This window comes from Kineococcus gypseus, assembly GCF_050871305.1.
Lineage (GTDB): Bacteria > Actinomycetota > Actinomycetes > Actinomycetales > Kineococcaceae > Kineococcus > Kineococcus gypseus.
Genome location: NZ_JBJLRD010000039.1, coordinates 1 through 12,679, shown reverse-complemented (window position 1 = coordinate 12,679; position 12,679 = coordinate 1). Strand labels below are relative to the sequence as shown.

The following is a 12,679-nucleotide window of genomic DNA, read 5'->3' as shown; positions in this document are numbered from 1 at the left end:
CGCCGCGGGCGGGCCCGGCGCACCTCACAGCCGCGCGCGCAGCGCCCCCAGCCGGGCCAGGGACGAGGCGCGCCCGAGGATCTCCATCGACTCGAACAGCGGCGGCGACACGCGCCGGCCGGTCACGGCCGTGCGCACCGGGGCGAAGGCGAACTTCGGCTTGACGCCCAGGCCCTCGACGACGGCGGCGCGCAGCGCGGCCTCGATCGCCGCGGTGGTCCACTCCCCCAGCTCCTCCAGCGCCGCGCGGGCCGCGTCGAGCACGTCCGCCGCCTCCGGGCGCAGCGCCGCCAGCGCGTCCTCCTCGGGCACGAGGTCCTCGTCGGCGGTGAAGAGGAAGCCGAGCATGCCGGGGGCCTGCCCCAGCAGGGTCATGCGCTCCTGCACCAGCGGCGCCGCGGCGGCCAGCCGGGCCAGCTGCTCCTCGCTCGGCGCCTGCGGCAGCACCCCGCCGGCGCGCAGGTAGGGCACCAGGCGCTCGCGGAAGTCCTCCGGCTCCAGCATGCGCAGGTGGGTGGCGTTGATCGCCTCGGCCTTGGCCAGGTCGAAGCGGGCCGGGGAGGCGTTGACGTCGGCCACGTCGAAGGCGGCGACCATCTCCTCCAGCGAGAAGACGTCGCGGTCCTCGGCGATGCCCCAGCCCAGCAGCGCCAGGTAGTTCAGCAGGCCCTCGCGCACGAAGCCGCGCTCGCGGTGGTGGAAGAGGTTCGACTCCGGGTCGCGCTTGGACAGCTTCTTGTTGCCCTCGCCCGTGACGTACGGCAGGTGCCCGAAGCGGGGCACGGAGCGCGCGACGCCGATGTCGATGAGCGCCTCGTACAGGGCGATCTGGCGGGCGGTGGAGCTGAGCAGGTCCTCCCCGCGCAGCACGTGCGTGATGCCCATGAGGGCGTCGTCGACCGGGTTGACCAGCGTGTACAGCGGCTCGCCGTTGGCGCGCACGAGGACGGGGTCGGGGAAGGAGCCGGCCTTGAACTCGATGCGCCCGCGCACGAGGTCGTCGAAGGAGTAGTCGCGCTCGTCCGGCACGCGCAGGCGCAGCGTGGGCTGCCGGCCCTGCGCGCGGAACGCCGCCACCTGCTCCCCGGTCAGGTCGCGGTCGGCGTTGTCGTAGCCGAGCGCCTTCGAGCGCCCGGCGGCCTCGTGGCGCGCCTCGACCTCCTCGGCGGTGGAGTACGACTCGTACAGGTGCCCGGCCTCGCGCAGCCGGCGCACCACGTCGTCGTAGATCCCGCGGCGCCTGCTCTGCCGGTACGGCTCGTGGGGCCCGCCGACCTCGACGCCCTCGTCCCAGTCCAGGCCCAGCCAGCGCAGCGCCTCGAGCAGCTGCTCGTAGCTCTCCTCGCTGTCGCGCGCCGAGTCGGTGTCCTCGATGCGGAAGACGAGCGTGCCGCCGGTGTGGCGGGCGTGGGCCCAGTTGAACAGGGCCGTGCGGATCAGGCCGACGTGCGGCGTGCCCGTCGGCGAGGGGCAGAAGCGGACCCGGACGCCGGAGGAGCCGGGCGCCGGGGCGGCGGGGGCGGGAGCGGTCTCAGTCATGGCACCGCCAGCCTAGTGAGGCCGCTCAGGCCTGCGGCGCGGTGAAGGGCGTGGACAGGGTGCCGATGCCCTCGACCTCGACGTCCACGCGCTGCCCGGCGCGCACCGGGCCGACCCCGGCGGGGGTGCCGGTGAGGATGACGTCGCCCGGCAGCAGCGTCATGGCGCGCGAGACGTGCGCGACGATCGCGGCGACGTCGTGGACCATCAGCGAGGTGCGCCCGTCCTGCACGACGCGCCCCTCCTCGCCGGGGCCCTCGGCCAGCCGGGTGACGATGCGCACGTCCGAGGGGTCCAGCTCCGTCTCGATCCACGGGCCCAGCGGGGTGAAGCCGTCGGCGCCCTTGGCGCGCCACCACTGCTTGTCCACCTCCTGCAGGCCGCGCGCGGTGACGTCGTTGGCGACGGTGTAGCCGTAGACGACCTCGCCCACCCGCTCGCGGGGCACGTCCTTGCACAGCCGGCGCACCACCACCGCCAGCTCGCCCTCGTAGTGCAGCTCCTCGCCGGCCCACTCCGGGATCGGCAGCGGGTCGCCCGGCCCGGCCACGGAGGTGTTGGGCACCGTGAAGACCAGCGGCTCGGCGGGCACCTCGTTGCCCAGCTCCGCGGCGTGGGCGGCGTAGTTGCGCCCGATGCCCAGCACCTTGCTGCGCGGGATGACCGGCGCGAGCAGGCGCGCGTCGGCCAGCGGCACCCGCTCGCCGGTCGGGCTCAGCGGCGTGAACAGCGGGTCGCCGGAGACGACGAGCAGCTCCTCCCGCCCCGGCGCGCCCTCCACGACGGCGTAGCGCGGGTCGGAACCGGCGGAGGAGAACCTGGCGATGCGCATGCGGCCACCCTAGTGACCGCCCCGGAGCGCGCCCGCGCGCCGGGGCGCGCCACCGGGGCCGGGCCGCTCAGGCCAGGCGCCGCATCCAGCCGTGCGGGTCCTGCGCGCGCCCGTACTGCACGTCCAGCAGCTGCCGGCGGATCGTCGAGGTGACCTCGCCCGTGGTGCCCGTGCCGTGCACGAGCTCGCCGTCGCGCGAGACCAGCCGGCCGACGGGGGTGACCACGGCCGCCGTGCCGCAGGCGAAGACCTCGGTGATGCGCCCGGAGGCCACGCCCTCGCGCCACTCCTCGATGCTCACGCGGCGCTCGGCGACCCCGTGGCCGAGGTCCTGCGCGAGCTGCAGGATGGACGAGCGGGTGATGCCCTCCAGGATCGTGCCGGTCAGCTCCGGGGTGACGATCGTGCCGTCGTCGTGGACGAAGAAGAGGTTCATGCCGCCGAGCTCCTCGACGTAGCGGCGCTCGGTGGCATCGAGGAAGCAGACCTGGTCGCAGCCGTTGGCGTGCGCCTCGTCCTGCGCGGCCAGGCTGGCGGCGTAGTTGCCGCCGCACTTGGCCGAGCCGGTGCCGCCGAAGGCGGCGCGGGTGTAGTCCTCCGACAGCCAGATCGACACGGGCGTGACCCCGCCCTTGAAGTAGCTGCCGGCCGGGGAGGCGATGACCAGGAACTTCACCTCGTGCGCCGAGCGCACCCCCAGGAACGCCTCGGTGGCCACCATGAAGGGGCGCAGGTACAGCGAGGACTCCCCGCCGCCGGGCACCCACGCCTCGTCGGTGCGCACCAGGGCGGTGACGGCGTCGAGGAACATCGCCTCGGGCACCTCCGGCAGGGCCAGCCGGCGCGCGGAGCGGGCCAGGCGCGCGGCGTTGGCCCCGGGGCGGAACGACCACACGCCGCCGTCGGCGTGCCGGTAGACCTTCATGCCCTCGAAGACCTCCTGCGCGTAGTGCAGGACGGCCGCGGCCGGGTCCAGCTGCAGGGGGCCGTAGGGCACCACGGCGGTGTCGTGCCAGCCGGTGCCGCGCGTCCACGTGGCGGTGACCATGTGGTCGGTGAAGTACCGGCCGAACCCGGGGTCGGCGAGGATCTCCGCGCGGCGCGCGGGGTCCACCGGGGCGGCCGAGGCGTGGACGGGGAAGCTCGTCGGGGTCTCGGTCGTGGGGGCGCTCACGCTCGGCTCCTCGCAGGCGGTGGGACGGTGCGGTCGACGGTACTCCGGGCGGGTGGCGCCCGGGGGGCGGGGCGGGTCAGCCGGCGGCCAGCGCCGCGAGGGCGTCGCCGGTGGCCGCGGTGCTGCGCGGGCCGGCCACCTCCCCGGAGGCGCGGCGGGCCAGGTCGGCGGTGACGGCCGCGTCCACGCGGGCGGCGGCGTCGGCCAGGCCCAGGTGCTCCAGCAGCATCGCGACGCTGAGGACGGCCGCGGTGGGGTCGGCCAGCTGCCGCCCGGCGATGTCGGGGGCCGAGCCGTGCACCGGCTCGAACATGCTCGGCGCGGTGCGGTCGGGGTTGACGTTGCCGGAGGCGGCCAGGCCGATGCCGCCGGTGACGGCGGCGGCGAGGTCGGTGAGGATGTCGCCGAAGAGGTTGTCGGTGACGACCACGTCGAAGCGGGACGGGTCGGTGACCAGGAAGATGGTCGCGGCGTCGACGTGCAGGTAGTCCACGGCCACCTCGGGGAACTGCTCGTGCACGGCCTCGACGGTGCGCCGCCACAGGTGCCCGGCGTGCACGAGGACGTTGTGCTTGTGCACCAGGGTCAGCTTGCGGCGCGGGCGGGCGGCGGCGCGGGCGAAGGCGTCGCGCACGACGCGCTCGACGCCGAAGGCGGTGTTCACGCTGACCTCGGTGGCGATCTCGTGCGGGGTGCCCACCCGCAGGGCGCCGCCGTTGCCGACGTAGGGGCCCTCGGTGCCCTCGCGCACCACGACGAAGTCGACCTCGCCTGGCGCGGCCAGCGGCGAGGGCACCCCCGGGTACAGCTTGGAGGGGCGCAGGTTCACGTAGTGGTCCAGCGCGAAGCGCAGCTCCAGCAGCAGCCCGCGCTCGAGCACGCCGCTGGGCACGCCGGGGTCGCCCACCGCGCCGAGCAGGATCGCGTCGTGGCCGCGCACCTCCTGCAGCACGGAGTCCGGCAGGGTCTCGCCGGTGCGGTGGTACAGCCGCGCGCCGAGGTCGTACTCGGTGGTCTCGGCCTTCGCGCCGGTGCCGTCCAGGACGGCGTGCAGCACCTTCAGCGCCTCGGCCGTCACCTCCTGGCCGATGCCGTCGCCGGGGATGACCGCGAGCCGCAGGGTGTCCGCCATGCCCGCGAGGCTAGCGGAGCCGTCGGCCGGCGCGTCCGGCATCCGGGACCGGCGTCTCACGGGGTGGACGGCGCCCTCCGCCCCGGGGTGGAGGCGCGGCTGCTCCCGCGGTCGGACGACGCGCGCGCGCACCGGCTCCTACGCTCGAGCGGTGCCGCAGGAGAACGTGTTCGACCGGATCGTGGCCTGGCCCCGCGCCCACGTGCTGCTCGTGGACGCGCTCGCCGCCGCGGCCCTGACCCTGGTGTGCGCCGCGGTCTCCGCCGGCGCCGTGGTCGGCGGCTCGGGGGCCGTGCTGGTCAACGTGCTCATGTGCGCGCCGCTGGCGCTGCGGCGCGCGCAGCCGGAGCTGAGCGGCGGGCTCGTCGCCGCCGCGGGGCTGCTGCAGACGGTGCTGACGGACGTGCCGCAGTTCGCCAACGTCGCGGTGCTCGTGGCCCTGTACTCCCTGGCCGCCTACGCCGCCCCGTGGGCCTCGCGCGGCGGGCTGCTGCTGGGGCTCTTCGGCGCGCTGGTCGCCCCGGTGCGCTACTACCTGCTGGAGCACGCCGACCCGGTCACCACGTTCGCCGCGGCGCTCTTCATCGCCGTCCTGGTCGTGGCGACCTGGCTGCTGGGCCGGTTGCGGCGCGCCTCGCGCCAGACGGAGCTGGCGCTCGTCGAGCGCGCCCGCCTGCTGGAGGTGGAGCGGGAGAACGAGTCCCGCCTGGCGGCCACCGCCGAGCGCCAGCGCATCGCCCGCGAGATGCACGACGTGGTGGCGCACTCCCTCTCGGTGATCATCGCGCAGGCCGACGGCGGCCGCTACGCCGCGGCGGCGGACCCGGGCGCGGCGGCGCAGGCGCTGGGCACGATCTCCGCCACCGGCCGGCAGGCGCTGGCCGACATGCGCGACCTGCTGGGCGTGCTGCGCCAGGGCCCCGGCGACGAGCGCGCGCCCCAGCCGGACGCCTCGCAGGTGCTGGACCTGGTCGAGCAGGTGCGCGCCAGCGGCCTCGACGTCGCGCTGGAGGTCGTCGGCCAGCCGCGCGAGCTGCCCCGCGCCGTGGGCCTGGCCGCCTACCGCATCGTGCAGGAGTCGCTGACGAACGTCCTCAAGCACGCCGGCCCGGCCGCCCGGGCGCGCGTGGAGGTGCGCTGGGACCCCGACGCGCTGCGCCTGGGCGTCGAGGACGACGGCCGCGGCGCCGCCGCCCTGGTGCCCGACGCCGGCGCCGGCGGGCAGGGGCTGGTGGGCATGGCCGAGCGCGCCCGCCTGCACGGCGGCTCGGTCACCGCCGGGCCCCGGCCCGGCGGCGGCTTCCGCGTGCGCGCCACGCTGCCGCGCGCGCCGTGACGGCTCCCCCGGACCGCCCGCCCGAACCGAACCGTCCCGCCCGAACCCCCGGAGGTCCCCGTGCCCGCCGTCCGCGTCGTCCTCGTCGACGACCAGCAGCTCGTCCGCGCGGGCTTCCGCATGGTCATCGACTCCCAGCCCGACCTGGAGGTGGTCGGCGAGGCCTCCGACGGCCTCGCGGCCGTGCAGCTCGTGCTCGGCACGCCGTGCGACGTGGTGCTCATGGACGTGCGCATGCCCGGCGTCGACGGCATCGAGGCCACCCGCCGCATCACCGCCGCGCCCCGGCCCGAGGGGCGCGAGGCGCCCCGGGTGGTGGTGCTGACGACGTTCGACCTGGACGAGTACGTCGTGGCCGCCATCGGCGCCGGCGCCAGCGGCTTCCTGCTCAAGGACGCGCCGCCGGAGGAGATGCTCGCGGCCGTGCGCACCGTGCACTCCGGCGACGCGGTCATCGCGGCCAGCTCCACCCGCCGGCTGCTGCAGCACGTCGGCCCGATGCTGCGCCGGGACGCGGCCGCCGCCCCCGCCGCGCACCGCGAGCTGCCGCCGGACCTGACCCCGCGCGAGCGCGAGGTGCTGGAGTGCATGGCGCACGGCCTGACGAACTCCGAGATCGCCGCGCGGTTCGTCGTCTCGGAGGCCACCGTCAAGACGCACGTGGGCCGGGTGCTGGCCAAGACCGGCTCGCGCGACCGGGTGCAGGCCGTCGTGCTGGCCTACACCGCCGGGCTGGTGCAGCCCGGCGACGTGCTGCGCGACGCGCGCTGATCCCGGCGCTGGACCCGGCGCCGGCCCGGGCGCGCCGGGGAGGGCGGCGGGCGGGGCGCCGGAGCACACTCGCCGCGTGAGCGACGCACCGCCCGGGACCCCCGGGACCCGCGACCCCCGCACGCTGCGCCGCTGGCGCCGGCACCTGGCCGACGAGCGCGCCGAGGCGGCGGTGTACCGCGACCTGGCCGGGCGCCGCCGCGGCGAGGAGCGCGAGGTGCTGCTCGGGCTGGTCGAGGCCGAGGAGCGGCACGCGGCGCACTGGGAGGCGCTGCTGGGCGAGGAGGCGGGCCCGCCGGTGCGCGGGGACGCGCGCACCCGGGTGCTGGGGTTCCTGGCGCGCCACTTCGGCTCGGTGTTCGTCCTGGCGCTGGTCCAGCGCGCCGAGGCCCGCTCGCCCTACGCGCGCGACGCCGACGCGACCGCGGCCATGGCCGCCGACGAGCGCATCCACGGGGAGGTGGTGCGCGCGCTGGCCACGCGGGGGCGCGCGCGGCTGTCGGGCACCTTCCGCGCCGCGGTCTTCGGCGCCAACGACGGGCTGGTCTCCAACCTCTCGCTCGTGCTGGGGTTCGCCGCCTCCGGCGCGGGCACCCGCACGGTGCTGCTGGCCGGGATCGCCGGCCTGCTGGCGGGGGCGCTGTCGATGGGCGCGGGCGAGTACGTCTCGGTGCGCTCGCAGCGCGAGCTGCTGGAGGCCTCCACGCCGGACCCGGACGCGCACGAGGCCGTCGCCGCCCTCGACGTCGACGCCAACGAGCTCTCCCTGGTGTACCGGGCGCGCGGGGTGCCGCAGGAGCAGGCCGAGGCCCACGCCGCGGAGGTCCTGCGCGGGCTGCGCCCGGTGCACCGCGCGCCGGCCGGCGCCGCTCCCGGCGACGGCGACGAGCACGAGGCGGTGGGCACCGGGCTGGGCGCGGCCACCTCCAGCTTCGCGTTCTTCGCCTCCGGCGCGGTCGTGCCGGTGCTGCCGTACCTGCTGGGGCTGAGCGGGCCGCTCGCCGTCGCCGTGGCGGCCGGGCTCGTGGGCCTGGCGCTGCTGGCCACCGGCGCCGTCGTCGGGGTGCTCTCCGGGGCGCCGCCGCTGCGCAGGGCGCTGCGCCAGCTCGCCATCGGGTTCGCCGCGGCCGCGGTCACCTACGGGCTGGGCCTGCTCTTCGGCACCGGCACCGGCTGAGCGCGCCGCCGGCGCCCCGCCCGGGGTGGGACCACGGGCGGACGCGGGGCGGGCGCGTCCACCCGTGGTCCCACCCCGGGGCCACCGCGGGATCACCTCCGCGCGCGACGCGGCGGTGCGGACCGGCTCCCTACGGTCGCTGCGACGCCGGCGGTGCCGGCGCGCCCCGACCCGCGAGGAGACCCCCGTGCCCGCACCACGCCCCACCCGTTCCCCGGAGGTGCTGCGCGCCGGCGTCCCGGCCGTGCGCGCCGAGGGGCTGCGCAAGACGTACGGGCGCGGCGACGCCGCCGTGCACGCCCTGGCCGGGGTGGACGTCGAGTTCGCCCGCGGGGAGTTCACGGCCATCACGGGCCCCTCCGGTTCCGGCAAGTCCACGCTCATGCACTGCCTGGCCGGCCTGGACACCGCCACCGCCGGGCGGGTGTTCCTCGGCGGGACGGAGCTGACCGCGCTGCGCGACCGCGAGCTGACCCGCCTGCGCCGCGACCGCGTGGGTTTCGTGTTCCAGTCCTTCAACCTGCTGCCGGTGCTGAGCGCCGGGGAGAACCTCGTGCTGCCGCTGCAGCTGGCGGGCCGGGCGCCGGACCGGGCCTGGCACGACGAGGTCGTCACCCGGCTGGGGCTGCGCGAGCGCCTGCGGCACAAGCCCTCGGAGCTCTCCGGCGGGCAGCAGCAGCGCGTCGCGGTGGGGCGGGCGCTGCTGCCGCGCCCGGAGGTGGTCTTCGCGGACGAGCCGACGGGCAACCTCGACTCGCGCGCGGGCGCGGAGGTGCTGGGCCTGCTGCGCTCGGCGGTGCGCGAGTTCGGGCAGACCGTCGTGATGGTGACCCACGACCCGGTCGCGGCCGGCTACGCGGACCGCGTGGTGCTGCTGGCCGACGGCCGGCTGGCGGGCGGGCTGAGCGCCCCCACCGCGGACGACGTCCTCGGCGCGCTGCGCACCCTGGGGGACTGAACCGTGCTGCGGACCACCCTGGCGCAGCTGCGCGCCCACGCCGGGCGGGTGCTCGCCTCCTGCCTGGCCGTCGTCATCGCCGTGGCGTTCGTGGTGGCGACCCTCGTGCTGAACTCCTCCGCCGGCGCCAGCCTGCTGCGGGCCGTCGGCGCCCCCTTCGTCGCCAGCACGGCCGTGGTCACCGCCGGCGAGGACCTCGACCCCGCGGTGGCGGGCCCGGCGCTGGGCGCCGCCGAGGAGCGGGTGCGCGCCCTGCCCGGCGCCGCCCAGGTCTCCGCCGACCGCGAGAGCGGCGTGCAGGTGCGCCTGCCCGGGCGCACCGGCTCCTCGTACGCGCAGGCCGGCGCCGTCACCGCGCCCGGTCCGCTGCGCTGGGAGCGCGTCGACGCCGGGCGGCTGCCCGAGGCGCCCGGCGAGGTGGCCGTCAGCGAGCGCCTCGACGCGGCGGTCGGCGACGTGCTCGACGTCTCCTGGTACCCGCCCGGCGGGGAGGAGGGCGCCGAGCTGACCGGGACCGTGCGCGTGGTCGGCGTGGTGGACCTGGCCGGCGACCCCACCGCGGGGCTGCACGGGCGCGTGTTCGCCACCGACGGGCAGCTGCGCACCTGGGGCGCGCTGGACCCCGCGCGGCTGCGCGTGGCGGCGGCGCCGGGCGCGGACGGCGCGGAGCTGACCGGCGCGGTGGCCGCCGCCCTGAGCGGCGCGCCCGGCGAGCTCGTCGTGCGCACCGGCGAGGAGGCCGCCGAGGACGTCGCCTCGTCCTTCACCGGGGACGCGGCCGCGCTGACGGCGGTGCTGCTGGTCTTCGGGGCGGTGGCGGTGCTGGTGGCCGGCCTGGTCATCGCCAACACCTTCGCCGTGCTGCTGGCCCAGCGCACCCGCGAGCTGGCGCTGCTGCGCTGCGTGGGCGCCACGCGCGGGCAGAGCGCCCGCTCGGTGCTGCTGGAGGCGGCCGCGGTGGGCGTGCTGGCCTCGCTGGCCGGGGCCGCCGCCGGGGTGGGGCTGGCCGCGGTCGTCTCGCGCGTCGCGGCGGACGCGGGCTCGCCGATCCCCCTGGGGACGCTGGACGTGCCCGCGCACGCCCTCGCGGTCGGGGTGGTGCTCGGCAGCGCCGTGACGGTGCTGGCGGCGCTGGCCCCGGCCCGCGCGGCGACCCGCGTGGCGCCGCTGGCCGCGCTGCGCCCGCTGGCGCCGGCACCGGTGCGCTCGCGCGGCGGGGTGCTGCGCCTGGTGGCGGGCGCGGTGCTCACCGTCCCCTCGGCGGCGGCCCTGGCCTGGTGCGCCTCGCGGGGCCTGCTGCAGCCGGCGGTGCTCGCCGGCGCGGTCAGCTTCGTGGGCGTGGTCCTGCTCGCCCGGCGCGCGGTGCCCGCCGTCGTGGGGCTGGCCGGGCTCCTGGTGCGCGGGGCGGGCGTGCCGGCCCGGCTGGCCGCCGGCAACGCGGTGCGCAACCCGCGCCGCACGGCGGCGACCGCGACCGCGCTGCTCATCGGCGTCACGCTGACCACCGCGATGGTGGTGGGGGCCTCCTCCACGCGCGCCACCGCCGGGGACCTGCTGGAGGCCGGCTACCCCACCGACGTCGTCGTCTCCTCCTGGGAGGAGCCCCTGGACGACGCGCTGCTGCAGCGCCTCGGCGAGGTGCCGGGGGTGGCGCGCGCGGTGCCGGTGCTCGAGGGCGAGGTGTCCCTCGGCGCGCTGGGCACGACGGGCGTGCGCGGGGTCGAGCCGGCCGAGGCGGGCACCGTGGTGCGCTCGCAGCAGCGCGCCCCCGTGCCCGGCCCCGGCGAGCTGGTGGTCCCCGGGCACGCCGCGGAGGTCCTCGGCCTGGCGGACGGCGACGAGGTGACCGCCTCGGCCGGGGGCGGCTCGCCGGTGCCGCTGCGGGTCGTCGTGGCGCCGGACTCGGAGCAGGGGCTGCTGGCCACGGCCGCGGACCTGCGCCGCGCGGACCCGGCGGCGGCGGTGCGCGCCGCGTGGCTGCGCCTGGACGACTCCCTGGACGCGGCCGGGCAGGGCCGGGCGGTCGACGCGGTGACCGCGGTCGTCACCGCCGCGCTGCCCAGCAGCGACGTCAGCGGCGTGGTGGCGGTGCGCGAGTCCTTCGACCAGGTGCTGACCACCATGCTGCTCGTGGTCACCGGCCTGCTGGCGGTGGCGGTCGTCATCGCCCTGCTCGGGGTGGGCAACACCCTGGCGCTGTCGGTGCTCGAGCGCCGGCAGGAGTCGGGCCTGCTGCGGGCGCTGGGCCTGACCCGCGGGCAGCTGCGCGCGCTGCTGGCGTGGGAGGCGCTGCTGGTGGCCGGCGTGGCCGGTGCGCTGGGCGTGGCGCTGGGCACCGCCTACGGGCTGGCGGGCACCGCCGCGGTGCTCGCGGCGGCGGGCCCGGTCGTGCTCGACGTGCCGTGGGCGCGGATCGCCGGGATCATCGTGGTCGCCGCCCTCGCCGGGGTGCTGGCCTCCGTCCTCCCGGCGCGGCGCGCGGCGCGCACGCCCCCCGTGGCGGCGATCGCGGCCTGAGGCCCGGCGCCGCCGCGGCGGGCGCGCGCACCGGCGGCGCGGAGGGGCCGGGCGGGCGGAGGGGATCCGCCCGGCCACCGCGCGGTTCAGCGCGCGCGCACCCGCAGCGGACCGCGCGCGGTGGAGGGGTCCACGACGCGCCCGCCCTGCACGAGGTCGGCGCGGCCGGCGGCGACCAGGCGGCGGGCCGCGGCGCGGGCCGGCTGGGCCAGGGCGCGCCACTCCTCCCCGCCGACCGCGCGGGCCACCTCGTCCGGGTCCACCCCCGCCGCGGCGGGCCGCGCCGCCAGCAGCTCGGCCAGGGCGGCGTCCAGGCGCGCGTCCACCGCCGCGCCGGCGCCGCGGGCGCGGCGCCGGCACGCGTCGGAGCAGTACCGCACCTGCTCCCAGTCGCGCGCCCACGCGCGGCGCCAGGTGATGGTGCGCCCGCACACGGCGCAGTCCTTGGCGGGAGGCTGCGCGTCGCCGATCCTGCTGCGGTGGGCCACGCGCCCGTCATACCCCACCCGGCGGGCGGGTGCTCGACGGGACGGGGTCCTGACGGCTACGTTGTCACCACCGGCTAGTTGCCGATTCAACCACTCAGGAGGGTCACCGTGAGCGTGAAGCTCGCCATCGTCTACTACTCGGCCACCGGCACCACCCGCGCCATGGCCGAGCGCCTGGCCGCGGCCGGCGAGAAGGCCGGCGCCGAGGTCCGGCTGCGCCAGGTCGAGCGCCAGTCCACCGGCGGCGAGAAGGCGGCCACCGACGCGCAGGCCGCCGAGGCCGAGGCGGCCAAGGGCGCGCCCGGCGCCACCGCCGACGACGTCGTGTGGGCCGACGCGGTCCTGTTCGGCTCCCCCACCCGCTACGGCAACGTCGCCGGCCAGCTGAAGATCTTCATCGACTCCCTCGGCGCGCAGTGGGCCCAGGGCCTGCTCGCCGACAAGGTCTACGCCGGCTTCACCACCTCCCAGACCGCCCACGGCGGGCAGGAGACGACCCTCACCGCGCTGTACAACACGATCTACCACTTCGGCGGGATCATCGTCCCGCCCGGGTACACCGACGGGCTGAAGTTCGTCGACGGCAACCCCTACGGCGTCAGCCACGTCACCGGCGGCGGCAACGACATCCCGCTGGGCGAGGCCGAGCTGAACGCGCTGGACCACATGGCCACCCGCGTCGTGACGATCGCCGGGCGCCTGAAGGGCGAGTGAGCTCCCGGTGAACCGCGCGGTGCGGCGGCCCCGGCCGCCGC

General features: G+C 77.8%; 11 protein-coding genes. 6 read left to right on the top strand and 5 right to left on the bottom strand.

Features of this window, described 5'->3' with window-relative positions:
- Window positions 1–24: 24 nt before the first annotated feature.
- The 4 genes from gltX to ACRYMN_RS14570 form a co-directional block, all read right to left on the bottom strand.
- Window positions 25–1,539 (bottom strand): glutamate--tRNA ligase, encoded by a 1,515-nt coding sequence (gltX, locus tag ACRYMN_RS14585; RefSeq protein ID WP_432496468.1) that lies wholly within the window; start codon window positions 1,537–1,539, stop codon window positions 25–27.
- A gap of 25 nt (window positions 1,540–1,564) precedes the next feature.
- The gene (locus tag ACRYMN_RS14580; protein ID WP_432496466.1) at window positions 1,565–2,371 is read right to left on the bottom strand and encodes a fumarylacetoacetate hydrolase family protein; all 807 of its coding nucleotides are present in this window, start codon (window positions 2,369–2,371) and stop codon (window positions 1,565–1,567) included.
- A gap of 67 nt (window positions 2,372–2,438) precedes the next feature.
- A complete protein-coding gene (locus ACRYMN_RS14575; RefSeq protein ID WP_432496463.1) occupies window positions 2,439–3,545 on the bottom strand; it encodes a branched-chain amino acid aminotransferase in 1,107 nt (368 codons plus the stop codon).
- Window positions 3,546–3,621: 76 nt separating this feature from the next.
- A complete protein-coding gene (locus tag ACRYMN_RS14570) occupies window positions 3,622–4,677 on the bottom strand; it encodes a 3-isopropylmalate dehydrogenase (protein WP_432496461.1) in 1,056 nt (351 codons plus the stop codon).
- 151 nt (window positions 4,678–4,828) lie between these two features.
- Between ACRYMN_RS14570 and ACRYMN_RS14565 the strand changes: the two genes are divergently transcribed.
- The 5 genes from ACRYMN_RS14565 (at window position 4,829) to ACRYMN_RS14545 (ending at window position 11,436) form a co-directional block, all read left to right on the top strand.
- Window positions 4,829–6,013, top strand: a complete 1,185-nt coding sequence (locus ACRYMN_RS14565; RefSeq protein ID WP_432496459.1) for a sensor histidine kinase — start codon at window positions 4,829–4,831, stop codon at window positions 6,011–6,013.
- Window positions 6,014–6,073: 60 nt separating this feature from the next.
- Window positions 6,074–6,784: a response regulator transcription factor gene (locus tag ACRYMN_RS14560; protein ID WP_432496457.1), complete on the top strand. Its 711-nt coding sequence runs from the start codon at window positions 6,074–6,076 to the stop codon at window positions 6,782–6,784.
- A 76-nt stretch (window positions 6,785–6,860) separates the two neighbouring features.
- Window positions 6,861–7,961 carry a VIT1/CCC1 transporter family protein gene (locus ACRYMN_RS14555; protein WP_432496455.1) on the top strand — a complete coding sequence of 367 codons (1,101 nt, stop codon included), beginning with the start codon at window positions 6,861–6,863 and terminating at the stop codon, window positions 7,959–7,961.
- 187 nt (window positions 7,962–8,148) lie between these two features.
- Complete coding sequence (locus ACRYMN_RS14550; protein ID WP_432496452.1) at window positions 8,149–8,919, top strand: ABC transporter ATP-binding protein; 771 nt, start codon at window positions 8,149–8,151, stop codon at window positions 8,917–8,919.
- A gap of 3 nt (window positions 8,920–8,922) precedes the next feature.
- Window positions 8,923–11,436: an ABC transporter permease gene (locus ACRYMN_RS14545; RefSeq protein WP_432496450.1), complete on the top strand. Its 2,514-nt coding sequence runs from the start codon at window positions 8,923–8,925 to the stop codon at window positions 11,434–11,436.
- Window positions 11,437–11,522: 86 nt separating this feature from the next.
- Here ACRYMN_RS14545 and ACRYMN_RS14540 read toward each other — a convergent pair whose 3' ends face one another.
- On the bottom strand, window positions 11,523–11,924 hold the full coding sequence (locus tag ACRYMN_RS14540) for a DUF3253 domain-containing protein (protein ID WP_432496448.1): 402 nt from the start codon (window positions 11,922–11,924) through the stop codon (window positions 11,523–11,525).
- Window positions 11,925–12,086: 162 nt separating this feature from the next.
- On the opposite strand from ACRYMN_RS14540, the gene ACRYMN_RS14535 reads away from it, so the two are divergent.
- On the top strand, window positions 12,087–12,638 hold the full coding sequence (locus tag ACRYMN_RS14535) for a flavodoxin family protein (protein WP_432496528.1): 552 nt from the start codon (window positions 12,087–12,089) through the stop codon (window positions 12,636–12,638).
- Window positions 12,639–12,679 lie beyond the last annotated feature (41 nt).

What these genes read in the sequence shown, in the direction of transcription:
- gltX (WP_432496468.1), bottom strand. Translation starts at nt 1,539, where the DNA reads ATGACTGAGACCGCTCCCGCCCCCGCCGCCCCGGCGCCCGGCTCCTCC.
- ACRYMN_RS14580 (WP_432496466.1), bottom strand. Translation starts at nt 2,371, where the DNA reads ATGCGCATCGCCAGGTTCTCCTCCGCCGGTTCCGACCCGCGCTACGCC.
- ACRYMN_RS14570 (WP_432496461.1), bottom strand. Translation starts at nt 4,677, where the DNA reads ATGGCGGACACCCTGCGGCTCGCGGTCATCCCCGGCGACGGCATCGGC.
- ACRYMN_RS14535 (WP_432496528.1), top strand. Translation starts at nt 12,087, where the DNA reads ATGGCCGAGCGCCTGGCCGCGGCCGGCGAGAAGGCCGGCGCCGAGGTC.